This is a genomic window from Neorhizobium sp. 05N33, from assembly GCF_056397445.1.
This window is the reverse complement of record NZ_JBFTNK010000011.1, coordinates 25,347-51,824: the sequence shown is the minus strand read 5'-3', so window position 1 is coordinate 51,824 and position 26,478 is coordinate 25,347. Positions and strand designations below refer to the sequence as shown.

26 protein-coding genes are annotated in these 26,478 nt (G+C 60.8%); 19 read left to right on the top strand and 7 right to left on the bottom strand.

From position 1 onward, the window contains the following. The first annotated feature begins 132 nt into the window (after positions 1-132). Complete coding sequence (locus AC1DLT_RS23250; RefSeq protein ID WP_247139050.1) at positions 133-1,197, top strand: porin; 1,065 nt, start codon at positions 133-135, stop codon at positions 1,195-1,197. A 182-nt stretch (positions 1,198-1,379) separates the two neighbouring features. Continuing rightward, positions 1,380-2,420 (top strand): porin, encoded by a 1,041-nt coding sequence (locus tag AC1DLT_RS23245; RefSeq protein WP_247139051.1) that lies wholly within the window; start codon positions 1,380-1,382, stop codon positions 2,418-2,420. Positions 2,421-2,595: 175 nt separating this feature from the next. Here the strand turns inward: AC1DLT_RS23245 and AC1DLT_RS23240 are convergent, their stop codons facing one another. Beyond that, positions 2,596-4,689 carry a lytic transglycosylase domain-containing protein gene (locus AC1DLT_RS23240; RefSeq protein WP_477488318.1) on the bottom strand — a complete coding sequence of 698 codons (2,094 nt, stop codon included), beginning with the start codon at positions 4,687-4,689 and terminating at the stop codon, positions 2,596-2,598. 277 nt (positions 4,690-4,966) lie between these two features. On the opposite strand from AC1DLT_RS23240, the gene dapA reads away from it, so the two are divergent. From dapA to AC1DLT_RS23220, 4 genes are all read left to right on the top strand, one after another. Next, positions 4,967-5,851, top strand: coding sequence for a 4-hydroxy-tetrahydrodipicolinate synthase (gene dapA, locus AC1DLT_RS23235; protein ID WP_477488317.1), 885 nt, complete (start codon positions 4,967-4,969; stop codon positions 5,849-5,851). A 125-nt stretch (positions 5,852-5,976) separates the two neighbouring features. Continuing rightward, the gene (smpB, locus tag AC1DLT_RS23230; protein ID WP_105402852.1) at positions 5,977-6,453 is read left to right on the top strand and encodes an SsrA-binding protein SmpB; all 477 of its coding nucleotides are present in this window, start codon (positions 5,977-5,979) and stop codon (positions 6,451-6,453) included. Between the two features lie 95 nt (positions 6,454-6,548). Beyond that, complete coding sequence (locus AC1DLT_RS23225; RefSeq protein WP_477488316.1) at positions 6,549-6,842, top strand: WYL domain-containing protein; 294 nt, start codon at positions 6,549-6,551, stop codon at positions 6,840-6,842. A gap of 81 nt (positions 6,843-6,923) precedes the next feature. Beyond that, entirely contained in the window at positions 6,924-7,889 is a 966-nt protein-coding gene (locus tag AC1DLT_RS23220; protein ID WP_477488315.1) for a lysylphosphatidylglycerol synthase transmembrane domain-containing protein, read from the top strand. Positions 7,890-8,102: 213 nt separating this feature from the next. Here AC1DLT_RS23220 and AC1DLT_RS23215 read toward each other — a convergent pair whose 3' ends face one another. Together AC1DLT_RS23215 and AC1DLT_RS23210 are read right to left on the bottom strand one after the other, a co-directional pair. Next, complete coding sequence (locus tag AC1DLT_RS23215) at positions 8,103-9,164, bottom strand: bifunctional transcriptional activator/DNA repair enzyme AdaA (RefSeq protein ID WP_477488314.1); 1,062 nt, start codon at positions 9,162-9,164, stop codon at positions 8,103-8,105. Positions 9,165-9,262: 98 nt separating this feature from the next. Further along, the gene (locus tag AC1DLT_RS23210) at positions 9,263-9,838 is read right to left on the bottom strand and encodes a LabA-like NYN domain-containing protein (protein WP_038585174.1); all 576 of its coding nucleotides are present in this window, start codon (positions 9,836-9,838) and stop codon (positions 9,263-9,265) included. Positions 9,839-10,127: 289 nt separating this feature from the next. Between AC1DLT_RS23210 and rpoZ the strand changes: the two genes are divergently transcribed. The 3 genes from rpoZ (at position 10,128) to AC1DLT_RS23195 (ending at position 13,518) form a co-directional block, all read left to right on the top strand. Continuing rightward, on the top strand, positions 10,128-10,535 hold the full coding sequence (rpoZ, locus tag AC1DLT_RS23205) for a DNA-directed RNA polymerase subunit omega (protein ID WP_037080919.1): 408 nt from the start codon (positions 10,128-10,130) through the stop codon (positions 10,533-10,535). Between the two features lie 158 nt (positions 10,536-10,693). Then, positions 10,694-12,910 carry a RelA/SpoT family protein gene (locus tag AC1DLT_RS23200; protein WP_038541471.1) on the top strand — a complete coding sequence of 739 codons (2,217 nt, stop codon included), beginning with the start codon at positions 10,694-10,696 and terminating at the stop codon, positions 12,908-12,910. 170 nt (positions 12,911-13,080) lie between these two features. Continuing rightward, positions 13,081-13,518, top strand: a complete 438-nt coding sequence (locus tag AC1DLT_RS23195; RefSeq protein WP_038541475.1) for a VOC family protein — start codon at positions 13,081-13,083, stop codon at positions 13,516-13,518. 2 nt (positions 13,519-13,520) lie between these two features. Here the strand turns inward: AC1DLT_RS23195 and AC1DLT_RS23190 are convergent, their stop codons facing one another. Continuing rightward, on the bottom strand, positions 13,521-14,996 hold the full coding sequence (locus AC1DLT_RS23190; RefSeq protein ID WP_477488313.1) for an FAD-dependent oxidoreductase: 1,476 nt from the start codon (positions 14,994-14,996) through the stop codon (positions 13,521-13,523). 288 nt (positions 14,997-15,284) lie between these two features. On the opposite strand from AC1DLT_RS23190, the gene AC1DLT_RS23185 reads away from it, so the two are divergent. The 7 genes from AC1DLT_RS23185 (at position 15,285) to AC1DLT_RS23155 (ending at position 19,856) form a co-directional block, all read left to right on the top strand. Further along, positions 15,285-15,440 (top strand): DUF3563 family protein, encoded by a 156-nt coding sequence (locus AC1DLT_RS23185; RefSeq protein ID WP_065814410.1) that lies wholly within the window; start codon positions 15,285-15,287, stop codon positions 15,438-15,440. 232 nt (positions 15,441-15,672) lie between these two features. Further along, positions 15,673-16,233, top strand: coding sequence for a DUF2062 domain-containing protein (locus tag AC1DLT_RS23180; protein ID WP_046600223.1), 561 nt, complete (start codon positions 15,673-15,675; stop codon positions 16,231-16,233). Between the two features lie 40 nt (positions 16,234-16,273). Further along, entirely contained in the window at positions 16,274-16,675 is a 402-nt protein-coding gene (gene acpS / locus AC1DLT_RS23175; protein WP_477488312.1) for a holo-ACP synthase, read from the top strand. Positions 16,676-16,758: 83 nt separating this feature from the next. After that, entirely contained in the window at positions 16,759-17,508 is a 750-nt protein-coding gene (lepB, locus tag AC1DLT_RS23170) for a signal peptidase I (protein ID WP_038541486.1), read from the top strand. Then, positions 17,508-18,224: a ribonuclease III gene (rnc, locus tag AC1DLT_RS23165; RefSeq protein WP_477488311.1), complete on the top strand. Its 717-nt coding sequence runs from the start codon at positions 17,508-17,510 to the stop codon at positions 18,222-18,224. The genes lepB and rnc overlap by 1 nt, the downstream gene beginning before the upstream one ends. Positions 18,225-18,234: 10 nt before the next feature. Further along, the gene (gene era / locus AC1DLT_RS23160) at positions 18,235-19,191 is read left to right on the top strand and encodes a GTPase Era (RefSeq protein WP_247036734.1); all 957 of its coding nucleotides are present in this window, start codon (positions 18,235-18,237) and stop codon (positions 19,189-19,191) included. Between the two features lie 167 nt (positions 19,192-19,358). Continuing rightward, a complete protein-coding gene (locus AC1DLT_RS23155; protein ID WP_247036733.1) occupies positions 19,359-19,856 on the top strand; it encodes a PAS domain-containing protein in 498 nt (165 codons plus the stop codon). Between the two features lie 10 nt (positions 19,857-19,866). Here AC1DLT_RS23155 and AC1DLT_RS23150 read toward each other — a convergent pair whose 3' ends face one another. Further along, entirely contained in the window at positions 19,867-20,256 is a 390-nt protein-coding gene (locus AC1DLT_RS23150) for a hypothetical protein (RefSeq protein ID WP_051899676.1), read from the bottom strand. Positions 20,257-20,443: 187 nt separating this feature from the next. Between AC1DLT_RS23150 and recO the strand changes: the two genes are divergently transcribed. Both recO and AC1DLT_RS23140 read left to right on the top strand, forming a co-directional pair. After that, complete coding sequence (gene recO, locus AC1DLT_RS23145) at positions 20,444-21,196, top strand: DNA repair protein RecO (RefSeq protein WP_477488404.1); 753 nt, start codon at positions 20,444-20,446, stop codon at positions 21,194-21,196. 28 nt (positions 21,197-21,224) lie between these two features. Further along, positions 21,225-21,599: a GFA family protein gene (locus AC1DLT_RS23140; protein ID WP_477488310.1), complete on the top strand. Its 375-nt coding sequence runs from the start codon at positions 21,225-21,227 to the stop codon at positions 21,597-21,599. A gap of 19 nt (positions 21,600-21,618) precedes the next feature. Here AC1DLT_RS23140 and AC1DLT_RS23135 read toward each other — a convergent pair whose 3' ends face one another. Together AC1DLT_RS23135 and AC1DLT_RS23130 are read right to left on the bottom strand one after the other, a co-directional pair. Then, positions 21,619-22,878, bottom strand: a complete 1,260-nt coding sequence (locus AC1DLT_RS23135) for an MFS transporter (RefSeq protein WP_477488309.1) — start codon at positions 22,876-22,878, stop codon at positions 21,619-21,621. Between the two features lie 103 nt (positions 22,879-22,981). Continuing rightward, entirely contained in the window at positions 22,982-23,881 is a 900-nt protein-coding gene (locus AC1DLT_RS23130) for a DMT family transporter (protein WP_477488308.1), read from the bottom strand. A gap of 489 nt (positions 23,882-24,370) precedes the next feature. Between AC1DLT_RS23130 and AC1DLT_RS23125 the strand changes: the two genes are divergently transcribed. Continuing rightward, positions 24,371-26,437: a hypothetical protein gene (locus AC1DLT_RS23125; protein ID WP_477488307.1), complete on the top strand. Its 2,067-nt coding sequence runs from the start codon at positions 24,371-24,373 to the stop codon at positions 26,435-26,437. Positions 26,438-26,478: the final 41 nt, after the last annotated feature.

Below are 26,478 nucleotides of genomic sequence, written 5' to 3'. Positions count from 1 at the left end.
CTTGTATTTTCAAATCCGGAAGCGAGGCGGTGGATCGTCCTTCTTCTAGCAATCGACGGGGATGGGGCAGGGAACGCTGTCCTTCAGCCAAAAGAACCCAGACCCATACGAAACTTTGACTGGAGGTCAAAAATGAACATCAAGAGCCTTCTTCTCGGCTCCGCTGCTGCCCTCGCAGCAGTCTCCGGCGCTCAGGCAGCTGACGCCATCGTAGCTGCAGAACCGGAGCCCATGGAATACGTTCGCGTTTGCGACGCTTTCGGCACCGGCTATTTCTACATCCCGGGCACGGAAACCTGCCTCAAGATCGGCGGTTATGTCCGTTTCGAGACTAGCATCGGCCAGGACCAGAACTCGTTCAACGATACCGACTGGGATGCGTTCAGCCGCGTTCAGCTCGACTTCACCGCGAAGTCTGACACCGAGCTTGGTACGCTGACCTCTGTTGCTTCGGTTCGTTTCGAAGCCAACCAGGACGTTGGATACACGTCCAACACCAGCTCTACTCCGGCTTACATCAACGAAGCCTACATCCAGCTCGGCGGCTTCAAGGTTGGTCGCTGGTTGAACCCGTGGGATAAGGGTATCAACGGCGAGTCCGATTGGAACTCCGGTTCGGGCACGACCCGCATGCAGTCTGTCGGCTACTTCTATACGGGCAGCGCCTTCAGCGCAGGTGTCCAGGTTGACGAACTGTCGCGTCTTCAGGGCGTTGGTGGCCAGAACGTCGGTATCGAAGCTCTCGTCACTGCCAAGTTCGGCGCTGTAGCGTTCGATCTTCTCGGTGCTTATGATCTGGGTGCAGAAGAAGGCGCCGTTCGCGCCCTCATTTCGGCTCCGGTAGGCCCAGGCACCTTGCAGGCTCTCGCCATCTGGTCGAGCGGTCTGGGTGATGCGAACGGCGAAAATGCCTACGACAACCGTGGCGAATGGACCCTGGCTGCTTCTTATGCCTTCAAGGTCACCGACAAGCTGACCATCACTCCCGGCGGTTCCTACATCTGGAATGCTGCTGACGGTATCGGCGATTACGGCAGCGACAATGCTTACCGCGTTGGTCTGACGGTCGACTACACGATCGTTCCGGGCTTCACCGCGAAGCTCACTGCGAACTACAACCAGACTCAGACCGATGGCCTGACGTCGCGCGAGAACAAGTTCTGGGATGGCTTCGTCCGTCTCGATCGCTCGTTCTAATCATAATGGAACTCCCCCGGTTCGCCGGGGGAGTTTTCTATAAATGGTGGGCCTCTATGCAGGGCCTCCATATGGGGAGTTGATACCGGGGGATGGGGCTGCTTATGCGGCCTTTACGTGTTTGATCAATTTTCGATCGGGCGCGAACTAGCATTCAGAGAAATTGACTGGAGGTCAAAAGAATGAACATTAAGAGCCTTCTTCTCGGTTCTGCAGCGGCTCTCGCGGCAGTTTCCGGTGCTCAGGCTGCCGACGCCATCGTCGCTGCCGAACCGGAGCCTATGGAATACGTTCGCGTCTGCGACGCGTTTGGCACTGGTTACTTCTACATCCCGGGCACGGAAACCTGCCTCAAGGTCGGCGGTTATGTCCGTTTCGAAGTCGGCTTTGGCAACAGCACAAACAGCTTCAACGACAGTGACTGGGACTCGTACAGCCGCGCTCAGCTCGACTTCACGGCGAAGTCCGACACCGAACTCGGCACGCTGACCTCGGTTGCCTCGGTTCGCTTCGAAGCTAATCAGGACGTTGGTTACACCTCCAACACGAGCTCTACCCCGGCTTACATCAACGAAGCCTACATCCAGCTCGGCGGTTTCCGCGTCGGTCGTTGGCTGAACTGGTGGGATGCAAACGACCTTCCGGGCGAAGCGGACAACCTCGGTTCGAACCGTCTGCAGTCGATCTCCTACACCTATACCGGCTCTGCCTTCACGGCTGGCGTTCAGGTTGACGAACTGTCGCGTCTTCAGGGCGTTGGCGGTCAGAACGTCGGTATCGAAGCTGTCGTTCAGGCGGCAATCGGCCCGGCCAAACTCGAACTGCTCGGTTCTTATGACTTCGGTGCCGAAGAAGGTGCTGTCCGTGCGATCGGCTCCGTGGCCGTCGGTCCGGGCACCTTCTACCTCTCCGGTGTCTGGTCTTCGGGTGAAAACGCCTACTACGGCGTGCTCGATACCGGTGCTGGTGAAGCAGCTGTTGCTGTAGCCTATTCCTTCAAGGCAACCGACAAGCTCGAAATCATCCCGGAAGCCCAGTACACCTGGAACACGGAACTGACCGCTGACAACGAGTTCACCGGTGCTGACAGCTGGACTGCTGGCGTGACCGTCAACTACCAGATCGTCGAAAACTTTGCGGCCAAGGTTGCCGTCGACTACTTCAAGGTCCAACACGGCGACGACGACGTCCGCGGTATCGTCCGCCTGCAGCGCGACTTCTAATCTGACTTGATCAGGTTGAGTTCAGAAGCCCGGCCTCGTGCCGGGCTTTTTTGCTTTGGGGGACTGCGACCTTCAACAGCAAGGCCGGCCGCAATGAGCCCGACACCGTCTTGGAAGACGCGACCGGCTCTTGTTCAAGAGAAAAGAGGAATGATCTCGGTCGAGCCGCAGCCTGCTACTGCCGCCCGAACCGCAGATCCGCCTCGATATCCGCCTTCTGCCCCAGCCTCGTCTTGTAGACCTGATAGTTCTCCATCACCCGCTGCACGTAGTTTCGGGTTTCGGGGAAGGGGATGCGCTCGATCCAGTCGACCACCTCATCGAGGGATTTGCCGCGCGGGTCGCCATAGCGGGTGATCCATTCGGGCACCCGTTTCGGCCCGGCATTATAGGCGATGAAGGTCAGGATGTAGGAGCCGCCGAACGTATCGATCTGTTCGCCGAGATAATGGGCGCCGAGTGTCGCGTTGTAGCCCGCATCCGTGGTCAGCCGCGCGGCCGCATAAGTGAGGCCGTGCCGCTTGGCGACGCCCTGCGCCGTGCCGGGCAGGATCTGTAGCAGGCCGCGGGCATTGGCGGGTGAAACCGCGCCCGGGTTGAAGGCGCTTTCCTGGCGGGCGATCGCATAGGCGAGCGCCTTGCCGGAACCTTCGATATCGGCGCCGGCCGGGATGACGCCGACCGGGAAGGCGAGTGCGGCCACATCGATGCCGCGGCTGAAAGCGGTCTTGCCGATCTGCAGCGAAAGGGCGTGGTTGTCCTCCGATTCCGCCCTGGCGGCGAGGATCGCCAGTTCCCCGGGACTGGTCATTTCTTCCGCCAGCGCGCGATAGAGCACCGCGGCGCGCTTGCCGTGGCCGGCATCTTCGAGCCTTGCGATCGCCCGGACGGCTTCGCGGCTTTCGAAATTCTGGCGGTCGACCCCGCTCGGGTTCGGATAGGTGACGTCGAGCGATTTGAGGTCCAGCCGCGCGGCGGCCAGTTGGCCGTAGAACGTGCTGGAGAAATGCGCCGCCTTGGAGAAGAACTCCTTGGCATTGCCCGGACCGCCGTCTTCGGCAGCGCGGCCGAGCCAGTAGAGGGCGCGCGAAGCGGACAGCGGCTTGTTCGAAGTGTCGAGGATCTTGCGGAAGTGCTTTTCGGCAGTTTCCGGTTCATGCAGCGCCCGCAGCGCATACCAGCCCGCGTGGAATTCCGCATCGACGATATCGGTGGAGGAAGCGGCGACATAATTGGCCGCGGTCCGGTAGGCGAGCTTGAACTCGCCCTGGTCGGCAAGACCGCGCGCCACGATGCGCCGCTCGTTCCACCATTCCATCGTATTGACCAGTTTTGCCGCGTCGCGCGGTGCCTTTTCGAGCAGGTCCGCCGCATCCTGATATTTGTCCTGGCGGCGCAGATATTCGACACGGGCGAAGAGATAACCCGCATCGTCCTTCAGCGAGCTGTCGACGCCAGTGAGCAGCGCCTCTGCATTCTTGGCATTGCCGATGACCGCAGCCCAGGCCTTGTAGAGCGATTGCGCCTTGCCGAGATCGCCAAATCGCTTGGCCTGCGCTGCGCGCCCCTTGTACATCAGGAAGTCCATGCGCGCCTTATGGTCGGCGGCGGTGAAAAGCGCCGAGAACTCGGCGAGGATCTTGTCCTCGGTCGGTTTGTCGAGTGTGTCGGTGAGCCAGATCTGCCGCAGCGGACGTGCAGCCTCCGCCTGTTTGCCGGAGGCGACGAGCGCGCGGGCGAGGATGATCGTGCCCTCGGTGGTTTCCGGCCGGGTCGCGCCGAAGGCAGCAAGCACGGTCGGGGCAGGCGGGTTTTCACGATAAAGCGCCCGTTCGGAGTTGGCGCGCAGGCCCTTGAGCCCCGGCCATCCCTTCAGTTCCGTTTGCGCCGCCGCGATCTCGCCCGACGGCACGCCCGGCGCGCCGGATGTGGCGATAGCCCAGGTGAGGATATGACGGTCGAGCGAACCTTCGGCGAGACCATTCCGCGTGGCAAGGGCGGCGGCGATGTCGTTGCCCGCAAGCGCATCGAGCCCGGCTTTCAGCTGGGGAGCAACGACCAGTGGGTCGGTCCTCGGGATCGTGCCGGTGACGTCAGGCACGGGAGTTGCAACAGGCGCGGGCATCGCGGCGGGCATGGTGATCGCGACCGGGTTTTCGGGCTTCACATAGGGGAGGGGCGCCATGCTCTCGGGAAGCGATGCGGCAAATGCATGCATGCTCACAGCGCCGAGCCCCAGTGCTGCGAGGATCAGAACAGGCCTGTACATCCGGTAACTCGCGAAAATATGTCGTCCCCTTATTAGCCGCCAGCCACATTAACGAAAGCTTACCACGTTTATGAAAATGCGCGGTTTCTTATATGAGATTCCATATGAAATCCCTGGCACTTGCGCTTGTCGTCGCTTTCCCGCCGCTTTATGGTGCGCGACCTGAGAGGCTTTCTGGAAAAGATCGGCTGCGTCGCTGCCCGTCCAAATGTCCTGAACGTCCCTCATAGTCATGGATTGCGGCAGCAGAATGAACGTTGCCGACTGGGAGTATTGCATGTTCAAGGGATCGATGCCCGCCCTGGTTACCCCGTTCACGGCCGATGGCGCAGTGGATGAGCAGGCTTTTGCCGCGCATGTGGATTGGCAGATCGTCGAAGGCAGCAGCGGACTGGTGCCGGTCGGCACCACCGGTGAATCGCCGACGCTCAGCCATGACGAGCACAAGCGCGTCGTGGAACTCTGTATCGAAGTGGCCAGAAAGCGGGTTCCCGTGATCGCCGGCGCCGGCTCCAACAACACGCGTGAAGCCGTCGAGCTGGCCGTGCACGCCGAAAAGGCAGGCGCCGATGCCGTCCTCGTCGTGACGCCCTATTACAACAAGCCGACCCAGAAGGGCCTGATCGCCCATTTCTCGGCGATCGCCCAAGCGACCAAGCTGCCGATCATCATCTACAACATCCCGCCGCGTTCGGTTATCGACATGTCGCCGGAAACGATGGGCGCATTGGTGAAAGCGCACCGAAACATCGTCGGCGTCAAGGATGCGACCGGCAAGATCGAGCGTGTCTCGGAACAGCGCATCACCTGCGGCAATGATTTCGTGCAGCTCTCGGGGGAGGATGCGACAGCGCTCGGCTTCAATGCCCATGGCGGCGTCGGCTGCATTTCGGTGACGGCCAATGTCGCGCCGCGCCTCTGTGCGGAATTCCAGGCAGCGACGCTTGCCGGCGATTATGCCAAGGCGCTTGAATACCAGGACCGCCTGATGCCGCTGCACAAGGCGATCTTCCTGGAACCCGGCCTCTGCGGCGCCAAATACGGCCTTCACAGGACCCGCGGCATGAACCGCACGGTGCGCTCGCCGCTGGTCTCGACGCTGGAGCCGGCAACCGAGGCGGCGATCGACTCCGCGCTGCGCCATGCCGGGCTGCTGAACTGAGAGACGTCAGCGCTCGCCGCTTCACTTTCGGCATCCGCCGCATTACATAGCTGAAGGAACCCCGCTCATCGCCCATGGGCGGGGATTTGTTTTCGAATAAAAAGGGCGGAACGGAAGTTAATCCCATGGCCCCCAAAGGCAGCCAGCGCACGGTCAACAAGATTGTCGCGGAGAACCGCAAGGCCCGCTACAACTATGAAATCCTGGATACCTATGAGGCCGGCTTGGTCCTGACCGGAACCGAGGTCAAGTCTTTGCGCGAAGGCAAGGCCAACATTGCCGAATCCTACGCATCGGACGAGGGCAATGAAATTTGGCTGATCAACTCGCATCTGCCGGAATACCTGCAGGCCAACCGTTTCAATCACGAACCGCGCCGCCGCCGCAAGCTTCTTCTGTCGAAGCGCGAGATTAACCGCCTGCGCGTTGGCATCAATCGTGAGGGCATGACGCTGGTGCCGTTGAAGATCTATTTCAACGAAAAGGGCCGCGCCAAGCTCGAACTCGCGCTCGCCAAGGGCAAAAAGCTGCACGACAAGCGCGAGACCGAGAAGGAACGCGACTGGAACCGCCAGAAGTCGCGGCTGTTGAAGTCGAACTGATCAACCGCGCAGATCCCGCCGAAGCCATTTTCGCCGTATATCGATCGTGAACTTCCCTGCCTCCCGGCCGTTAAGGGAGACACCAGGGAGTTCTCGTGCGGAAGACAAATTATCCGGATATCATCATCGATGCGATCGAGCGGCGGCGGATTATCGAACTCCGCTACAAGGACGTAAAGCGCAGGGTGCGGCCGCATATCCTCGGTTATGTCGGCGAGGGCGCTCTTGCCCTCAGCGCCTGGCAGATTGCCGGAACGGGTACCGGGTGGCGTCTGTTTCATGTCGACGATATCAGCGATCTGACCGAGACCGATGCGGGCTTTCGCAGCCCTGCGCGCGGATATAATCCCGACGATCCCGCCTTTTCGCGGATCATCGAGCGACTGTAAAATCCCGCCCTAGGAACAAAATCCACCTTCGCCCGTTCGTTTTTCATCTCTGAGCGCGAGCGGGCAATAGGCAACGGGGCAATGACGCGAAAGAAAATCCTGACCTATGGCATGCTGGTGATCGGCGTCAGTGCCGCCGGTTATCTCCTGTATCACACCTTTCGCGAATACTCGGTTTCCGACATCGTCGAATCCGTCCGCGCCATCCCCACCTTCAACCTCCTGATGGCACTCCTTTTTGCCTTCGGTTCCTATCTCTGCCTTTCGGGCTTCGACTGGGCCGGCGTGCGTTATGTGAAGAACGATCTCTCCTATCCGAAGATCGGACTTGCCTCGTTCATCGCGCTGTCGATCGGCCAGAGCGTTGGTCTTTCAGGGTTGAGCAGCGGCGCGCTGCGCTACCGCTATTATGCGCATTGGGGCATGAGCGCCGAGGACGTGGCGAAGATCGTTCTGCTGTCGGGCGTTACCGTCGGTATCGGCATGGCCGTGCTGTCGGGCATCGTTATGGTCATCAATCCGAAGGATGCCGCTTCGGTGTTGGGCCTGAGCGAAACCGTGATCATCGCGATCGGTTTTGCCTGCCTTGCCGCCACAGCCGGTTACCTGGCGCTCGCCGCCTTCGTCCGCACGCCGCTCAAAATCCGCGCATGGACCTTCGAGATGCCGACGCTGAAGATCGCTATAGCCCAAGTGGTGATCGGCACGATCAATTTCGCAATGGTCTCCGCCTGCCTGCGCGAGGTCATGGGCGCCACGGCGGATGTCAGCTATCTCAAGGCGGCGACCGCCTTCGTGCTCGCCAACCTGGCGATATTGATCACCCACGCCCCGGGCGGTCTTGGCGTGCTGGAAGCGACTGTTCGCCACGTCATGGGGGACCAGGCCTCGATCGGCTCGCTGGTCGCCTTCCGGGTCATCTATTTCTTTATCCCGTTCTTCATCGGCCTGCCGCTGTCGCTGGTTGTCGAGGCGGTGTTTCGGGCGCGGAAGGCGAAGCGGTCTTCGGCGGAAGGGCTTCAGATGCGCGAGCCGGCATCGACGTGAGATTGGTGGGCGCCGCCACCCCCCTCTGCCCTGCCGGGCATCTCCCCCCACAAGGGGGAGATCGGCTGGCGGCGTGCTCAGGGCTCTCTCTGAGGTCTCACCCTCTGCCACGAACGTTGGGAGCGGCGGTCATCCCACTTGTAATCTCCCTCCTTGTGGGGGAGATGCCCGGCAGGGCAGAGGGGGGTCGCATCCGCAATACCGCGAACTTAGCTAGCTGGTCCTCATCACCATCCTCCGCTCATGCTCCAGCAACCAGCGCTTGCGCCACAGCCCGCCGCCGTAACCGGTGAGGCTGCCGTCGGCGCCGATCAGCCGGTGGCAGGGGATGACGATGGCGATCTGGTTGGCGCCGTTGGCGCCCGCCACCGCGCGGGTGGAGGAGGAGAGGTTGAGTTCCGCAGCGACCGCCCCATAGGTGGTGGAGACGCCGGCCGGGATTGCTCGCAATGCCTCCCAGACCTGCCGCTGGAACGGCGATCCGTGTCCGGCAATCCGTGTCTTGAAGCCCCGGTCCTCGCCGGCGAAATAGGCCTTCAGCTCCTCTTCGATCTGATCGATCGGCGAATGGCGCCCCATGACGATGCCGCTACCGGTGAACTTTTGCAGTTTCCTGATTTCCGCCGGCAGCGCCTTGCGCTCGGCGAATTCGAGGAGGTGCAGCGAATGCTGGTCGGCGATCGCCATCATCGGCCCGATGGGCGTTTCGATCCAGTCAGCCCTGAGCAGCGCCTTGGTCCGCAGGTTGGCGGGCGCCGCACCGAACAGCTTCGTCACGGCGCTGCGAAAGCCGCTGCCGGATTCGTAACCGGCGTCGAGCTGCGCATCGAGAACGCTCGCCCCTTCCTTTAGCGTTTCCGCCGCCTTGCCCATACGCCTGAGCCTGGCGATCTCCAGAAAACTCATGCCGAACTGCCGCTTGAAGGCACGCCGGGCGGTGGAGGGGTCGATGCCGAGAGAAACGACATCCTCCTCGCTCCAGCGACGGAAAGGCTCCGTATCGAGCGCCGAAAGCAGCCGCGTCACCATCGGATCCGCCTCGCCGAGCTTGAGCATCGGCCGGCAACGGCTGCAGGGCCTGAAGCCGGCCTCCAGGCATTCGGCAATCGTCTCGAAGAAACTGGTGTTTTCCCGCTTCGGCTTGCGGGCCGGACAGGTGAGGCGGCAGAAAATGCCGGTCGTCTTCACCGCCGCCCAGGCAAAACCCTCATAGGAGGCGTCGCGGGCGACCAGCGCGTCGTAAAGAAGATCATCGGAAGGGCGTTCGAAAAGCATGAAGCCCTTCTATCCCAGAACGAAAAAAGGCGCCGCCGAAAAACGGGCGCCTATTCTTCTCTTGATATGCCGGATAGCGATCCGGGCAAAGGGCCGGATCAGAGATCGGCGGCTTCGGTCGATTCCGCCGGACGGGCCGGGCGTTCGGACGGATCCCGACCGACTTCGGCCTTCAGCGACACCAGGTCGATGAAGTGGTCGGCCTGCCGGCGCAGGTCGTCTGCGATCATCGGCGGTTGGGTCGCCATGGTCGAAACCACGGAAACCTTCCGGCCTTTCCGCTGCAGGGCCTCGACCAGCGTGGTGAAGTCGCCGTCGCCGGAAAACAGCACCAGATGGTCGACGGTTTCCGACTGCTCCATGGCATCGATCGCAAGTTCGATATCCATGTTGCCCTTGATCTTGCGGCGGCCCATGCTGTCGGTAAATTCCTTGGCCGGCTTGGTGACGACCTTGTATCCGTTGTAGTCGAGCCAGTCGATCAGCGGGCGGATGGAGGAATATTCCTGGTCCTCAATCAGGGCGGTGTAATAATAGGCGCGAAGAAGATAACCGCGCTTTTGAAAGGCCTTGAGCAATTTCCGGTAATCGATGTCGAAACCGAGGCTTTTCGAAGCAGCGTAAAGATTTGCGCCGTCTATGAAGAGAGCAATCTTCTCCCTTGGGTCAAACATATGGTCTCCATCCCCTTTTCTTATGAACCTGCTTGGCAGGTGGAGGCCTGGTCAATATAAGCCGAGCCAAATCTCCGGAATAATCCACTACATTACGAACTATTCATATAACTGTCATTTATGGCACGATTCGCAATAATCCAAGCAGCTTGGGGTTGAATTTCGCCGGCACCCCCAGAAGGCGTGGCCTCACTTGCCGAAAGTCAATTATCAGGAAAAACTTGAATTTGCCGCGCAATGCCTGTATCGGGCGTATCAATTCCGAAAATCACTGATCAAAGGACAGGCAATGGCCCGTGTCACAGTAGAAGATTGCATTGACAAAGTCGACAACCGGTTCGAACTGGTCCTGCTCGCGAGCCACCGCGCCCGCCAGATCTCGCAGGGCGCTTCGATCACCATCGACCGCGACAATGACAAGAATCCTGTCGTCGCTCTTCGCGAAATCGCCGACGAGACGCTTTCGCCGGACGACCTCAAGGAAGACCTTATCCATTCGCTGCAGAAGCATGTCGAAGTCGACGAGCCCGAGCCCGATCCAGCTTCGCTGATTGCTGCCGGCGGCGTTGCCGTTGCCTCCGATCGCGACGAGGAAGACGACGCTCCAGAGACCGTCACCTTCGACCAGATGTCGGAAGAAGAACTGCTCGCCGGCATCGAAGGCCTCGTGCCGCCGGAAAAGAGCGACGATTACTAAGCGAAACACCCGCTTAGCAAGTTTTCGTTCATTCTCTCGCCCTAATCTGCTTGAATGTTTTATGATGGCTGCGCCAACCTTTCCGGTTGGCGCGCCATTTTCTTTTCGTCCGGTGCCCATTCGCAGGCACTGAAGCGGTATCGAGGACATTTTTCAGGATGATGCGGCAATACGAGCTGGTGGAACGGGTTCAGAAATACAAGCCCGAAGCCAACGAAGCTCTGCTCAACAAAGCCTATGTTTACGCCATGCAGAAGCATGGTCAGCAGAAGCGCGCCAGCGGCGACCCCTATATTTCCCACCCGCTCGAAGTCGCCGCCATCCTCACCGACATGCATCTCGACGAGTCGACCATCGCGGTTGCCCTGCTGCACGACACGATCGAGGACACCACCGCCACCCGCGCCGAGATCGACGAACTGTTCGGCGAGGATATCGGCCGGCTGGTCGAAGGCCTCACCAAGCTGAAGCGCCTCGACCTCGTTTCCAAGAAAGCCAAGCAGGCGGAAAACCTGCGCAAGCTGCTGCTTGCCATTTCCGACGACGTGCGCGTCCTTCTCGTCAAGCTCGCCGACCGGCTGCACAACATGCGCACGCTCGAGCACATGAAGGCCGAGCAGAAGGCGCGCATTTCCGAAGAGACCATGGACATCTATGCGCCGCTTGCCGGCCGCATGGGCATGCAGGACATGCGCGACGAGCTGGAGGAACTGTCCTTCCGCTACATGAATCCGGAGGCCTACGACACCGTTACCCAGAGGCTGGCGGATCTTGAAGCCCGCAACGAGGGCCTGATCAAGAAGATCGAGGACGAGCTGCGCGAGTTGCTGATCGCCAACGGCCTCAAGGATGCCTTCGTCAAGGGTCGCCAGAAGAAGCCTTATTCGGTGTTTCGCAAGATGCAGTCGAAGTCGCTCTCCTTCGAGCAGCTTTCGGACGTCTACGGTTTCCGCATCGTCGTCGGCGACATCCCATCCTGCTACCGCGCGCTTGGCATCGTCCATACGCGCTGGCGCGTCGTACCCGGCCGTTTCAAGGATTATATCTCGAACCCAAAGCAGAACGACTACCGCTCGATCCATACCACCATCGTCGGCCCGTCCCGCCAGCGCATCGAGCTGCAGATCCGCACCCAGCTGATGCAGGAAATCGCTGAATACGGGATCGCCGCGCATGCGCTCTACAAGGACGGCAGGGGCGGGGAGCTGCTGCCGAAGGAGTCCAACGCCTATTCCTGGCTGCGCCACACCATCGAGTCATTGGCCGAGGGCGACAATCCGGAAGAATTCCTGGAACATACCAAGCTCGAACTGTTCCAGGACCAGGTCTTCTGTTTCACGCCGAAGGGCAAGCTGATCGCGCTGCCGCGCGGCGCCACGCCGATCGACTTTGCTTATGCGGTCCACACCAATATCGGCAACACCACGGTCGGCGCCAAGATCAACGGCCGCATCATGCCGCTGGTGACGAGGCTCAACAACGGCGACGAGGTGGAGATCATCCGCTCCGGCGTGCAGGTGCCGCCCGCTGCCTGGGAGGAGATCGTCGTCACCGGCAAGGCCCGTTCGGCGATCCGCCGGGCCACGCGGATGGCGATCCGCAAGCAATATGCCGGCCTCGGCCATCGTATCCTGGAGCGCACTTTCGAGCGCGCCGGCAAGGTGTTTACCCGCGAAACGCTCAAGCCGGCGCTGCATCGACTGGCCCACAAGGATGTCGAGGATGCGATCGCCGCGGTCGGACGGGGCGAACTCTCGTCGCTCGACGTGCTGCGCGCCGTCTTCCCGGATTACAAGGACGAGCGTGTGACCGTGAAGCCCGCCGCCGACGACGGCTGGTTCAACATGCGCAGCGCCTCGGGCATGATCTTCAAACTGCCGAACCAGCGTCGCGTCTCGCCGGAGGAAGTCGAAGCCGGCCCGGATCCGCTGCCGATCCGCGGTCTTTCGGGCAATCTCCAGGTACGTTTTGCGCCGAGCGGCGCAGTACCGGGCGACCGCATCGTCGGCATCATGGAAAAGGATACGGGCATCACCATCTACCCGATCCAGGCGTCTGCCCTGCAGCGGTTCGACGATCAGCCCGAACGCTGGATCGACGTGCGCTGGGATCTGGACGAGGCCAACAAGTCCCGCTTCCTTGCTCGCATCGAGGTCAACACGCTGAACGAGCCGGGCACGCTCGCAACCGTCACCCAGACGATCGCCCATCTCGACATCAACATCCGCACGCTGACCATGGGCAGCAACCGCGCGGCCGATTTTTCCGAGATCACCATGGAAGTGGAAGTCTGGGACCTGCGCCAGCTGAACCAGCTGTTGAGCCAGCTGAAGGATCTCGACTGCGTGGCGAACGTCAAGCGGGTGTATGACTGAGAGACCGTTTGAAAAGGGGCCGTAGGTTCGAGGTTGCCCTCATTCAAGCTTCTGATGTGGAAACGGCCGATTCAGCGCGGATGGCTGTCGGTATTGGTGTGCCCCGAACGTCTTTTGTCAGACGAGGCGAACACCTTGTAGCGTGAATCGATACATCGGAGATTGGAAACATGGCGCTGAAGCGGATGGACAATGTAGGAATCGTCGTCGAAGACCTCGACGTGACGATTGATTTCTTTCGCGAACTCGGCCTTGAGCTCGAAGGGCGGGCGACGATCGAAGGAGAATGGGCCGGGCGCGTCACCGGGTTGGGCAATCAGCACGTCGAGATTGCCATGATGCGCACACCGGATGGCCACAGCCGGCTCGAGCTCTCCCGCTTCCTCACGCCGCCGGTCGTCGCAGATCACCGGAACGCCCCGGTCAACGCGCTCGGCTACCTTCGTGTCATGTTCACCGTGGACGACATCGGCGAGACGCTTGAAAGGCTCCGCGCGCGCGGCGCTGAGCTCGTAGGCGAGGTCGTCGACTATCAGGACGTGTATCGGCTTTGCTATATCCGTGGGCCCGGAGGGCTTCTCATCGGGCTGGCCCAGGAGCTCACCTGAGATCAGCCCTGCACCGTCTCTGCCTGGCTCGCCGCCGCCGCCTCGCTCGCATCCCGCACGAAGGCGCCTTGAGCCCGCAACGTCGACTGCAGCTCGGCAATGTCTACATTCCGCGGTGTCACGCCACGGTTGGCCGCAATGCCCGCCGCGGCACCCGCTGCCTGTCCGGTCAGCCAGCATTGCGGAATTTCGCGCATGAAACCGTGGCTATTGGCATCGCAGGAGATATGCCGCCCGGCGGCCAATAGTCCGTCCAGCCTTGCCGGCACCAGCGCTCCGTAGGGTACTGAGATCACCGGAAACTTCGGCGAGACCGAGGGACTGACGCCGATTTCATCCGGCAGAACGGCGCCGATCGGCCACTGGCTGCGCTCGACCCGGCCGGCGCCGGCCAGACGCCGCGTGTGCCGGACGCCGAGCTGCGGCGCGCTGAGCAGCATATAAGCGTCCTTGAAACCCGGCGCATGTTTCCTGAAGAATTCGCAATGCGACAGCATGAACCGGTGCGAGCGGATTTCGACCTCGGTCATGTCGTCGACATTGAGCGCCGAAAGCCCCGATTGCCGCGGCCCGAGGAACAGCGCGATGTCGTTGCGCCAGGAAACATAGGGCGTCTGGAAGAAGCCGAGCTCGTCGCGCCCGAGCGTGTTGAAGTCGGCAAAGGCCTGTTCCTGGGTGGCACGGAATGTCAGCCATGTTTCCATGTCCACGCCGCCCAGCATGAAGCCGGTATTCATCGAGTGATGCACGTCGCCTTCCTCGATATCGGCCTCGAAACTCGCTCCTGCGCGCGCAAAAACATCGCCGTCGCCGGTGCAGTCGACCACGACCTTGGCCATGATCCCCTGGCGGCCCTCCTTGCTTTCGAAGATGACGCCCTTTACCGCGCCGTCCTCGACCACCGGGGTCGCTGCCCAGGAATGGAAGACGATCCGCACGCCCGCCTCGATCAGCATTTCCTGCGAGATCAGCTTCAGTCTTTCAGGGTCGATCGTGGGCGCCCAGGTGACGACCCCATGAAAGGCGGAAGTGCGCAGCCGCCAGTATTTTGCGAGATCCGCGTCCCGCTGCCCCCAGAGGCTCTTGTCCGGCCCGGCGACGGCTTCAGGGGGAAGACGGCCCAGAACCTCCTCGGCAAAACCGCGAATGACCTGCCGCCCGTCCCAGTCGGTCATCCGGTCGATCCAGATCACCACGCCTCCGGTGGAAAGCCCGCCGAGATGGTTATAGCGCTCCAGCACCACGACCTCCGCGCCGGTTCGCGCAGCGGCGAGCGCTGCGGCGGTTCCGGATGGCCCGCCGCCGACGACCAGTACGTCGCAGCGATGATAGACCGGAATGTCGCGCGCCTCCTCCCGGAGAACGCCTCCGCCGTTGCGGCGCGGGAAGACATAGTGCCCGGATTCGAAGATGTCGGAGCTCAGGAAGCGGTTTTCGTTCTGGCGTATCTCCTTCACCGAAACCTTCTGATCAGTCATGGCATCCTCCCTGATTTCTGCGGGCCGTCACGCCCGACGATCCCGAAGGTGATTTAGCCAAGGAAAAGCAGCCTGGAAAAGACACCAATACGCCGATAGAGCTTTCTCGATTCACGCTAGGTGATGAAGCCCGGCTCCCGGTGGCTTCCTCCGTCCGCCTATTTCATGCGCATCCGGATTAACCCGCCATGCTTCTCACGCAGGGCTGACCAGCAGTTGCGGCGTTGGTAAAGCGCGATGCCGCGTCATATATTGGTGCAGTGCAATATAAGAGAGAAAGAAAACATCATGTTTGACTCAGTACGCAAGTTCGCCCGCGCTTTCCGCGTTCCCTCCACCCAGGACCGTGAAGTCGCCTACCTGAACGAATCCAAGGACCGGATCGACCTTGAATTCCGCATGCGCCAGGTCGACCGCGGCATGTTCCGCAAGTCGTCCTTCTAAGCGACACGTTCCGATCAGCCACCCGTTCGCGCGGAATATCGCCGCGCGGCAGATGTGGGTCTTCCCGTGCCGCCTCGATGCGACCGAAGGCCTGATCACCTCCGCGAAAACCTTGTCTCATGCGAGACGGGCAAATTTTCGCCATCATCTTCGGCTTGGGCTAAAGCCTGTTCGATCGAAGATTCCCGCAGCCGACGGATGAATATCCCGCTGCCGAACCAGATGCGCCCCTATGCCGTTTCGCCGCCGTACACCGCTTGCATTTCGTGAAAGACTGCGCCGTGCCGTCCTGCCTCCCAAGGGCTTTCGCCGCGTCCTCGATTATTATCGCCTGAAGGTCATGCGCATCGGCGGCTCGCCGCATGCGGTCGCGGCAGGTCTTGCGATCGGCGTGGTCAGCGCCTGGACGCCGTTCCTTGGCCTCCACATCCTGTTTGCCATCCCGCTCGCCTATCTCTTCGGCGGCAGCATGATCGCCGCAGCCCTCGGCACCACGTTTGCCAATCCCGTCACCTGTCCGATCATCTGGCCGCTCACCTGGAAGATCGGCGAGACCCTGCTCGGCAACGAAGCCTCCGGCCATGACCATCTCGATCTCGGCCGACTGTTCCACCACCTCGATTTCTCGCAGCTCTGGCGGCCGATCCTCGAGCCGATGCTGATCGGCTCCCTGCCGCCGGGCATCCTGTGCGGTCTGGTTTTCTACGCGGTCACCTATCTGGGCGTGCGCAGTTTCCGCAACCGGCGGCTGGAACGCTTGACGGCACGGGCCGGAGCCCTCAAGTCAGTATAAAGACTGACGAGAACCGGCCTGGCGCCGTGAGGAAGATTTCATGATCATCGGCATGGGCAGTGACCTCATCGACATAAGACGCGTGGAAAAATCCATCGAGAGGTTTGGCGAGCGTTTTACCCATCGCTGTTTCACCGAGATCGAGCGGGCGAAATCCGATCGCCGCCAGAACCGCGCCGCCTCCTATGCCAAACGTTTCGCCGCCAAGGAAGCCTGCTCCAAGGCGCTCGGCACCGGCATTGCCCACGGCGTGTTCTGGAAGGACATGGGCGTCGTCAACCTGCCCGGCGGGCGGCCGACCATGGTGCTCACCAACGGCGCCGCCGAACGTCTCTCGAGCATGATACCGGCGGGTCACGAAGCGGTTATTCACATCACGATCACCGACGAATACCCTTATGCGCAGGCCTTTGTGGTGATCGAAGCCCGCCTCGCGGCCTAATCGACCATTGCCGCCGCTTTGCGAAGGGTTTAGAGAACGCAAAACCGCTGGCAACAGCCGCGCCGAACAGAAAGACGTCAAACGTGTCCGACAAAGCCGAGACGAAGTCGCAGAACAGCCTCTGGGAAAACATCAAGGTCATCATCCAGGCTCTGCTGCTGGCGATGGTGATCCGCACCGTACTCTTCCAGCCTTTCACCATCCCGTCCGGCTCGATGATGCCGACCCTGCTCGTCGGCGATTATATCTTCGTCAACAAGTTCGCCTATGGTTATTCGAAATATTCGCTGCCGTTCTCGCCCGATCTGTTCTCCGGCCGTATCCTGGAATTCAACCAGCCGAAGCGTGGCGACGTCATCGTTTTCCGCCTGCCGAGCCATCCGGATGTCGACTATATCAAGCGCCTGATCGGCCTGCCGGGCGACCGCGTCCAGGTCACCAACGGCGTGCTGTTCGTCAACGGCAAGCCGGTCCCCAAACAGGGCGACGGCGCCTTTACCTCCGATTACAGCCTCGATCCGGGCACCGACGTGCCGGTTTTCCGCGAAACGCTCGACAACGGTGTCACCTATGACACGCTCGACCATTCGCCGGTTTCGCGCGGCGACAACACTCAGGAATTCGTGGTTCCGGCGGATCATTATTTCTTCATGGGCGACAACCGCGACAACTCGCTCGATAGCCGTTTCGACGTTGGTTACGTGCCCGCCGAAAACCTGGTCGGCCGCGCCAGCGTCATCTTCTTCTCGCTCGGCAACGACACCTCGTTCCGCGAAATCTGGAAGTGGCCGACGAACATGCGTTGGGATCGGATTTTCAAGGTCGTCCGGTGATGAAGTCAAAGTCGCTTTCGGCGGAGGAACGCGGCCAGCTTGAAAAAGCCATCGGTCATGAATTCGCCGACAAGCAATGGCTGGACCGGGCGCTCACCCATGCGAGCACCGGGTCCGCCAAGAGTGCCAATTACGAGCGGCTGGAATTCCTGGGCGACCGGGTGCTCGGCCTCTGTGTCGCCGAACTGCTGTTCAAGACGTTCCGCACCGCCGCCGAGGGCGAGCTTTCGGTGCGTCTGAACCAGCTTGTCAGCGCCGATAGCTGCGCCGTTGTTGCCGACGAACTGGAACTGCACCGGTTCATCCGCACCGGCGCCGATGTGAAGAAGCTGACCGGCAAGCGGATGATGAACGTGCGCGCCGACGTGGTCGAAAGCCTGATCGCCGCGCTCTATCTGGATGGCGGGCTGGAAGCTGCCCGCGGCTTCATCATCAGGTATTGGGAAGCCCGCGCCACCCGCGCCGACGGCGCGCGGCGCGATGCCAAGACGGAGCTGCAGGAATGGGCGCATGCGAAATTCGGCCTGACGCCCGCCTACAGGGTCGACGAACGCTCCGGACCGGATCATGATCCCCGTTTCACGGTGACCGTCGAGGTAACCGGCGTGGCGCCGGAAACCGGCGTGGACCGTTCCAAGCGCGCCGCCGAACAGGTGGCCGCCACAAAGATGCTCGAGCGCGAAGGCGTGTGGCAGAAACCCGCTGCCGAACAATGAATTGGACACCATGACCGAAAACGACAACATTCCCGGTGAAGAGAACGAAGCCGGCAAAACCCAGGCTGGTGGCCCGACCCATTCCGGCTTCGTGGCGCTGATCGGCCCCACCAACGCCGGCAAATCGACGCTTCTCAACCGGCTCGTCGGCGCGAAGGTCTCGATCGTCAGCCACAAGGTGCAGACGACGCGCGCCATCGTGCGCGGCATCGCCATCCACGACAACGCCCAGATCGTCTTCATGGACACGCCCGGCATCTTCAAGCCGCGCCGTAGGCTCGACCGCGCCATGGTGACCTCGGCCTGGGGCGGGGCCAAGGATGCCGACCTGATCCTGCTCCTGATCGACAGCGAACGCGGCATCCGCGGCGACGCCGAGGCGATCCTCGAAGGCTTGAAGGAAGTCCACCAGCCGAAAATCCTGGTCTTGAACAAGATCGACCGCGTCCGCCACGAGGACCTGCTGAAGCTCGCCGCCGCCGCCAACGAAGCGGTGCCATTCGAGCGCACCTTCATGGTCTCGGCAACGACAGGCTCCGGCTGCGACGACCTGATGGACTACCTTGCCAAAACCTTGCCGGAAGGCCCCTGGTATTACCCTGAAGACCAGATCTCCGACCTGCCGATGCGCCAGCTGGCCGCCGAGATCACCCGAGAAAAGCTCTTCCTGCGCCTCCACCAGGAACTCCCCTACGCCAGCCATGTCGAGACGGAGAAATGGGAGGAGCGCAAGGACGGTTCGGTGCGCATCGAACAGGTGATCTACGTGGAGCGCGACAGCCAGAAGAAGATCGCGCTCGGCAAGAACGGTGACGCCATCAAGGCAATCTCCACCGCGTCCCGCAAGGAACTCTCCGAAATCCTCGAGCAGCCGGTCCACCTCTTCCTGTTCGTCAAGGTCCGCGAGAACTGGGGCGACGATCCCGAGCGTTTTCGCGAGATGGGCCTGGAATTCCCGAAGTCCTGAACCAACGCTGCCACATCCGCCAGCGCCGCCACGTGGCGGCGTCAACCGCCGCGAGCGATACCCACGGACGGAGTATCTCGTTAGCGATTTTTATCCATCATTATAATGACTTGCTAACGTTGAGCCGAAGATCCAATTTATCGGCAAAATGGCGCGGAGAGTCATGAATGTCGGATGGCGGATCAGCAGATGAAGGCACGGGCTCGGATGATCCGAATTCCGTCGGCTTTTACAGTTGGATCGTGCCGGAAAACAAGGTGTATGGCGATCAGGTGATTGCCTCCATATTCGGCGTTTCGGATCAGGAACTGGCTGCCGGCGCCCCGATCGAGAGGGTCATCCGCTACATCAACGAGGGCGATAGGCAGCGGGTCGCAAAGGCGATCCACGATGCGATCGTCACAGGGTTCGCATACCAGGAAAACTACCGCGTCACCCATCCGGACGGGCGCCGGATCGACGTCGCGGCGAATGGTCGGTGTCTGCGCGATGCCGAGGGTGTCCCGTATATCTATTCAGGCACCGTGATGATCCAGCCCACGGCGGCTGCGGCGACCGATCCGCTGGAGCACCATTGCCGCGCCGCTCTCTGGCTTGCCACCAAACGCCGCCAGATGCTCGCCGCGCGCTATCTCACGTCGGCGCTCAACGTGCTCGGCAAATAGGTTCCCCGCCTCACTTCTGCCGGTCCATCAGCGCCCTGACCTCCAGGTAACGGCGGCGACGGTCCTGGTCCTGTTCGTTGGGGCCGTAGCAGGTGTCGGAAATGCAGAAGCGCTGCAAGCGGAAGGGCGGCTGCCCCTTGTCGAATTCGCACTCGATCTCGTTGCTGAAATCGGTCGGCTTGGGCTCCTCGCGGGTGGAATAGGTCAGCCGCGCGCCCGGCGGGTCCAGTTCCGGAAAGGACTGGACGATACCCGTCTTCAGCGAGGGCACCAGCAGGAAATTCTTGGCGACCGAGATGCAGGCCTGTTCGAGCTGTGGCGATTGCGCCGCAGCGGGCGAGGGAGCGACAAGGGCGACAGGCGAGGCAGCCAGGAGGGCGGCAAAGAGGGCGTGTTTCATGGAGACTCCCAAGGGTCGTATTTGACGTGCGAATTTCGCACAGGAATCCAAATGGAGGCCGATTTGTTCCAGGCAAGCCCATGGACACCTGCATCTTTGCTGCAGACCGGGGAAAGCAGAAACCGATTCAGTCCGAAGGACTTATGCTCTATTGTTGAATCGGCTCGGAAGGATCTTGAACAGATACATGCAGTGGCAGGACGAAGCGATCATCATAGGCGTCAAGCGCCACGGCGAGACGAGCGTCATCGCCGAGCTGATGACCCGTGGCCGCGGCCGGCATCTCGGCCTCGTTCGCTCCGGCCGCTCGCGGGCGATGCAACCGGTGCTGCAGGCCGGAAACCGGGTGGAAGTGGTCTGGCGCGCGCGGCTCGACGAACATCTGGGCGAGTTCAAGCTGGAACCGATCCGCCTGCGCGCCGCCAAGCTGATGGAGACGGCGACCGCGGTCTACGGCGTCCAGGCCATGGGCGCGCTGCTGCGCCTGCTGCCGGAGCGCGATCCGCATCCGCATCTCTTCGAAGCGCTGGACATCATCCTCGATGCCTTCGACGACCCCTCCGATGCCGGTGAGCTTTTCGTGCGTTTCGAGCTCGCTGTACTGAACGACCTCGGTTTCGGCCTCGACCTCACCGAATGCGCCGCGACCGGCGGGCGGAAAGACCTCGTCTACGTCTCGCCGAAAACCGGCCGCGCCGTTTCCCGCGAGGCGGGCATGCCCTATGCCGACCGGATGCTGGCACTGCCGGGGTTCTTGAGCGAAGGCGCCGCTTCGGCCGCCGATCGCGACAGCATGGCGGAGGCGTTCCGGCTCACCGGCTATTTCCTGCACCGCCACGTCTACGAACCCCGCGGCCTGACGGAAAACGCCGCCCGTGACGGTTTCGTCCAGGCGGCGCTGAAGGCGCTTTCGAAGGATACGGAACGCCAGGCCGGTTGAACGAGAAATCCAGCTGAAGGAGGAACCCATGGAGCGGATAGCCACCTGCGCCTGCGGCAAATTGCGGGCCATCTGTAAAGGAGAGCCGGTCAAGGTCTCGCTCTGCCATTGCCTCGAATGCCAGAAACGGACCGGCAGCACCTATGGCATCGGCGCCTTCTTCGACCGCGCCCAGGTGCGCATCGAGGGGGGAAGCACCGCCTATGCCCGCCTGGGGGACAGTGGCTTTGCGGTCAACCTGCATTTCTGTCCGGATTGCGGTTCGACGGTGTTCTGGGAGCCACAGCGCAGGCCGGATCTGATCGCGGTCGGTGTCGGCTCGTTCGCCGATCCGGGCTTCCCGGCACCCTCGCAGGCCGTCTACGACCAGCACCGGCATTCCTGGGTGCCTGCGCTCGGGTGACCGTCTGCAAGAAGCCGCGTTACTCCGCCGGCTGAGGCCGCAACAAGCCGCGGTCGACCGGCTTTTCCTGGATCGGCCAATGCACGATGGCGGCGAAGATGCCGAGTGCCACGCCGAGCCACCAGACCGGATCATAGGAGCCGAACCGGTCGTAGAGATAACCGCCCATCCACACGCCGAGGAACGAGCCGACCTGGTGCGACAGGAAAACGATGCCGCCCAGGAGCCCGAGATGGCGCGTGCCGAACATGATGGCGACGAGCCCGTTGGTCGGCGGCACGGTGGAAAGCCACAAAAGCCCCATGACGATCGCAAACACGATCACCGAGACGGGCGTCTGCGGCAGAATGAGGAAGGCGGTGACCGCGATCGACCGGGCAATATAGATATAGGCGAGGAAATAGGGTTTTGAATAACGCTGGCCGATCATGCCCGCGCCGAACGAGCCGATGATGTTGAAGAAGCCGATCAGCGCCATGGCGATCACCGCGTAAGCGGGTGCGATGCCGATATCGCCGAGATAGGCGGGGAAATGCGCTGTGATGAACGCCACCTGGAAACCGCAGACGAAAAAGCCGGAGGTCAGGAGAAGATAGCTCTGGTGGCCGAAGGCTTCGCGCAGCGCCTCGCCGACGGTCTGCTTGACCTCGGACTGCGACTGGGTGCCGGAGCTGGAATTGCCGCGCAAGGGATAGGCAAGCACCGGCACCAGCAGCATCAGCAAGGCGATGTAGACGAGGCTGTCCGACCAGCCGTAGGTGCTGATCAGCGCCTGGCTCAATGGCGCAAACAGGAACATGCCGGCCGAACCCGCAGCCGTGCCGATGCCGAAGGCGACCGACCGCTGTTCGGGCGTGACGTTGCGGGCAAAGGCCGACAGGATGGTGCCGAACGAGCCGGCGCCGACCGCAAGCCCGATCATCACGCCGCCGCTGAGATAGAGCACCGGGACCGAATGGGCAGTCGACATCAGGATCAGGCCGCAGGCGTAGAGCAGGCCGGAAAGGGTCAGCACCCGCCCGGTGCCGTATTTGTCGGCAAGCGCCCCGAACAATGGCTGGCCGAGCCCCCAGGCAAGGTTCTGGATCGCCATGGCGAGCGCGAAGGTGGAGCGGTCCCAGCCGGTATCGTGGAGCATCGGCAGCTGGAAGAAACCCATGGCCGAGCGCGGGCCGAAGGTCAGCATGGCGATCAGGGCGCCGGCGACGATGATCAGCCAGGGCATGGAAGCCGGCCTCCGCCCCGAGGGGCGCACGGATGGCGATGCGGACGTGGGCATGCGGACCTCCTCGAACTCAAGGGGCAAAACATACCGCGTGCGCTTGCGGTGTTAAAACAACTTTTGCTCAATCAATCCATCACCGGGATTGATGGTACGCCCCTTACGGCGTGCCCGGCGGATCGATCGCCGGCGGGGTCGCGCGCCCGAGCCGGGCCTCGCGCCAGATGGTAAAAATGCCGGCGCCGATGACGATTGCGACGCCGAGGATCATGTTGGCGGTCATCACCTCGCCGAACACGAAGACGCCGATCAGGCAGACCAGCACCGACTGGATATAGGTCATCGGCTGCACGACCACCGCATCGAGCAGGTTGAAGGCGCGGATGAGAAGGTAGTGCCCGCTCATGCCGGTGATGCAGAGCACCAGCATCCACAGCCAGTCGGCAGGCGTGACCTGGGTCCAGTAGAACGGACCGACGAAGGTGATCGTCACCGCGCCGACGACGCCGGTATAGAAAAAGGCCGTTTCGGACGTGTCGGTGCGGCTGGCAAGCCGGGTCATGACGGAATAGAGCCCGAACATCAGCGTCGCGACCATCGGAATGACGATCCTGGCATCGAACGTGGCGTTGAGCGGGTTGACGATCAGCAGGATGCCGATAAAGCCGACGCCGATCGCCGTCCACCGCCGCCAGCCGACCTTTTCGCCGAGAAACGGCACCGAAAGACAGGCGACCACCAGCGGCGTCGCTGCAAACATCGTGTGGCTCGCCGCAAGCCCGACATGCGAGAAGGAGAAGATCGAGATGACGATCTGCACCGCCAGAAGCGCGCCGCGGGCAACCTGCAGCCAAGGCCGGCTGGCGCTCGCCGCAACCTTCACCCCGCCGGCCGAGCGGCTCGCCAGCGCAAACGCAAAGCCCGCGAACGCCCAGTAGCGGATCATGGTGATGAAGATCGGCGGATAGACGCTGCCCAGATGTTTGGAAATCCCGTCCTGCATCGAAAAGATCGTCACTGCCGCGATGGCGCAGATGAGGCCGGTGGACCGAGGGGTCATGAAGGCAGTCTCTTTCGACAAACCGCCCGGACGGAAATCCGGTCGGCGCATGGGAAGCAGGGCGGCTTACGGTGATGACCCCGTTCTGACCGTTCGGCAAGGGGCCGGACAACCTGCTTTTGCGAATAGCTGCCATGCATGGGGCGGGGGAGTGGGAGGCAACTGAGGATTAAGTCAATATCTATGCGCTACGCCAATTGCCGATCTTCGAAGATTGCCGAGATGTTGAATCGCTTTACGGATCAATCACCGATGCACCGTTGACATTCGCTTGCACAGGCGCGGTGGCTTCGCACCCTAGCACTCTTACTGAACAAATCTCTAGCTAAATACGCTAGATAAGCGGTCTTGATTCAGCTAGTGGTGGTAATGTGATCTAAGCAACTGGAAAATAGGCAGTTTAGGCCCGTCATGACAAAACAGCTTACTCGCTCTGCTGTCCGCATCTACGGTGCCCTGACGGCGCTCGGAAGTGACAGTGGAAGCCTGATGGAAGGGATACTGCCCTTTTTCGATCCGATCCTGCGTCAGCATAACGGCAATAAACTTGATCCAGACGTCATTGCTTCATCCGTCCGAGAAACATACAAGTGGAATTTCAATTCTGATCTTGTTGAGGCATTTGTTCCATATTTGGAGCGCCAAGGTTGGATTGCCGCCGACATCGCCGGGACGAAAGACACTAGCTATACAATCCAAATGGGGCTTCAAGAAAACTCAGACGAATCGGTGCGAACCGTTGAAGCTGAGCTACGTCGCATCGCCATTCAATTTAAGAATTTCTCAGAGAATCTTTCTCCACTTACGGCTTTACCAAGAGAAGTGGAGGAATTTGAGGATATACTTGTTGAGTGGCTCCTCTACGTTGAAGCATTTAGCGAAAAGAGTATAGAGTTTAAATCTAGCTTTAAGCCGGATGCGGCGGGAAAACTCCGGAAGGTCATTGATGTTCCGAATACAACCTCTCTTCGCGATGAAGAAAAATTCCTGTGCGCACGTTTCGTGAAGCACGCTATCGAGGGAGACAAAAGTAGTGCGGAGGTTCTGGCCCGTATTGCCGCAATTGGTTTACTAACTGAAGTAGTACAGGACTTTGTAAAGCCTGTAACTTCTGTCGATAAAACGGATCTTGTCGTCTATCTCGATGCACCGGTGGCAATGGAGCTTCTGGGTGTTTCGGGAAAATCGGCTCGTGAAAATACGGCGCCTGTAGTTGCTGAACTTATTCGAATTGGTGCTTCGGTCCGGATATTCGGGCAGAGCCTCGACGAGATAAAAAACAGCCTACAGGCGGTCTTGAGAAATCCGCGACCTACAGGCCCAACTGCTCAAGCAATGCTACGGCGCGAAGTCTTGCGGGAGTATGTGACAGAAGTCTCGCGGGACCCAGCTTCCCTGTTGGAAAAACAAGGCGTCAAAGCTGCGCACAGAACTATGGACCAAAATCCATCTGAGCATCAATACTTCACAAAAGAAAACTGGCAAGACCTCTATAGCAAGCTGAGTTTCGCAGAAAACCCGCGCGCCCGAGAGCATGACACCGACGTCACTGCCTTCGTTGTAAGGCAAAGACGCGGCAGAACCAGCAGAGACATATTCAAATCGCATGCCGTCGCGCTGACCCGAAATGGTCTCCTTGCTCAAATAGTGCGCCGAACTTCCTCGCAAATGGCCTCATCTACCGATGAGACGGTGCCGCCGGTTGTTCACCGCCGAGTACTGGCAACTGCCATGTGGCTTCGCACCGGTATGGGAGCCGGTGATCTCAACATTCCAAAGCGGATGCTACTCGCGAGCTGCGAGCACGTACTCGCGATCCGCCCTGGTGTAGTTGATGCAGTAAAGCGCCTCACCGATGCATTGGGAGACGAGGACAAGACCCGTCAGCTCGACTTATTGATCTCTCAGGATCGAAGCGCGCAAGCCCTTATGGACAAAACACTCGGTGTGACCAATGTCATAACTGAAGATAATCTCCCGCAGCTTTGGGAGGAGATGCTGCACCCGCATCTGGAAGAAGAGCGTCAGAAAAGCCGAGAATCCCTGAAAAAGGCTCAAGCCGAAGGAAAGAGGCGGCTGGACCAAGCCAACGAGCAAATGGAAGGCATCCAAAAAGAGAAGGAACTGCAAGCATCTTCCCTGAGTGCGCAACTAGCTGCGAAGCAGCAAGAGGATCGTGACGCGGTCATGGCCTTATGCGCTGACGTGGAGGGAGCGCTAAGCCGCAAGAGAAAAATTCGAATTGGTATTGGGCTGGGTATCGGGTTGGCGTCATGCATACCGATTATGTTGGAGGCAACCCCGCTTGTGCGAGCGGCATCCGTCATGCTTGGCTGGCTCTTCGCGTACCTAACCGCCACTGGCGGAAAGCTCTTTAGCATCTCGATGACAAGAGATCAGGCGCTTCCAGCGCTGCAGGCAATGGCAGGCCGTAGGAAGCTCACCAGCAAGCTCAATCAATATGACGTTGAATGGAGCGGTACTGCCTTTGTTGTTTGTGACCGCGTTGAATCCCCGCCTGTCGCAAATCGAACAGACTTGTTTGCGACTAACTAGCAATCACCAGCGTCCGCCTGACTTTCCCGAAAATATAAACT

Coding starts and splice junctions, on each gene's coding strand:
- smpB (WP_105402852.1), top strand. CDS start 5,977: ATGGCCCCCAAAGGCAGCCAGCGCACGGTCAACAAGATTGTCGCGGAG.
- AC1DLT_RS23200 (WP_038541471.1), top strand. CDS start 10,694: ATGATGCGGCAATACGAGCTGGTGGAACGGGTTCAGAAATACAAGCCC.
- AC1DLT_RS23125 (WP_477488307.1), top strand. CDS start 24,371: ATGGAAGGGATACTGCCCTTTTTCGATCCGATCCTGCGTCAGCATAAC.
- AC1DLT_RS23180 (WP_046600223.1), top strand. CDS start 15,673: ATGCCGTTTCGCCGCCGTACACCGCTTGCATTTCGTGAAAGACTGCGC.
- era (WP_247036734.1), top strand. CDS start 18,235: ATGACCGAAAACGACAACATTCCCGGTGAAGAGAACGAAGCCGGCAAA.
- AC1DLT_RS23150 (WP_051899676.1), bottom strand. CDS start 20,256: ATGAAACACGCCCTCTTTGCCGCCCTCCTGGCTGCCTCGCCTGTCGCC.
- acpS (WP_477488312.1), top strand. CDS start 16,274: ATGATCATCGGCATGGGCAGTGACCTCATCGACATAAGACGCGTGGAA.
- AC1DLT_RS23210 (WP_038585174.1), bottom strand. CDS start 9,838: ATGTTTGACCCAAGGGAGAAGATTGCTCTCTTCATAGACGGCGCAAAT.
- AC1DLT_RS23220 (WP_477488315.1), top strand. CDS start 6,924: ATGACGCGAAAGAAAATCCTGACCTATGGCATGCTGGTGATCGGCGTC.
- AC1DLT_RS23240 (WP_477488318.1), bottom strand. CDS start 4,689: ATGTACAGGCCTGTTCTGATCCTCGCAGCACTGGGGCTCGGCGCTGTG.
- AC1DLT_RS23135 (WP_477488309.1), bottom strand. CDS start 22,878: ATGCCCACGTCCGCATCGCCATCCGTGCGCCCCTCGGGGCGGAGGCCG.
- AC1DLT_RS23250 (WP_247139050.1), top strand. CDS start 133: ATGAACATCAAGAGCCTTCTTCTCGGCTCCGCTGCTGCCCTCGCAGCA.
- AC1DLT_RS23140 (WP_477488310.1), top strand. CDS start 21,225: ATGGAGCGGATAGCCACCTGCGCCTGCGGCAAATTGCGGGCCATCTGT.
- AC1DLT_RS23185 (WP_065814410.1), top strand. CDS start 15,285: ATGTTTGACTCAGTACGCAAGTTCGCCCGCGCTTTCCGCGTTCCCTCC.
- AC1DLT_RS23130 (WP_477488308.1), bottom strand. CDS start 23,881: ATGACCCCTCGGTCCACCGGCCTCATCTGCGCCATCGCGGCAGTGACG.
- AC1DLT_RS23190 (WP_477488313.1), bottom strand. CDS start 14,996: ATGACTGATCAGAAGGTTTCGGTGAAGGAGATACGCCAGAACGAAAAC.
- AC1DLT_RS23245 (WP_247139051.1), top strand. CDS start 1,380: ATGAACATTAAGAGCCTTCTTCTCGGTTCTGCAGCGGCTCTCGCGGCA.
- AC1DLT_RS23155 (WP_247036733.1), top strand. CDS start 19,359: ATGTCGGATGGCGGATCAGCAGATGAAGGCACGGGCTCGGATGATCCG.
- AC1DLT_RS23195 (WP_038541475.1), top strand. CDS start 13,081: ATGGCGCTGAAGCGGATGGACAATGTAGGAATCGTCGTCGAAGACCTC.
- AC1DLT_RS23215 (WP_477488314.1), bottom strand. CDS start 9,164: ATGCTTTTCGAACGCCCTTCCGATGATCTTCTTTACGACGCGCTGGTC.
- rpoZ (WP_037080919.1), top strand. CDS start 10,128: ATGGCCCGTGTCACAGTAGAAGATTGCATTGACAAAGTCGACAACCGG.
- dapA (WP_477488317.1), top strand. CDS start 4,967: ATGTTCAAGGGATCGATGCCCGCCCTGGTTACCCCGTTCACGGCCGAT.
- rnc (WP_477488311.1), top strand. CDS start 17,508: ATGAAGTCAAAGTCGCTTTCGGCGGAGGAACGCGGCCAGCTTGAAAAA.
- recO (WP_477488404.1), top strand. CDS start 20,444: ATGCAGTGGCAGGACGAAGCGATCATCATAGGCGTCAAGCGCCACGGC.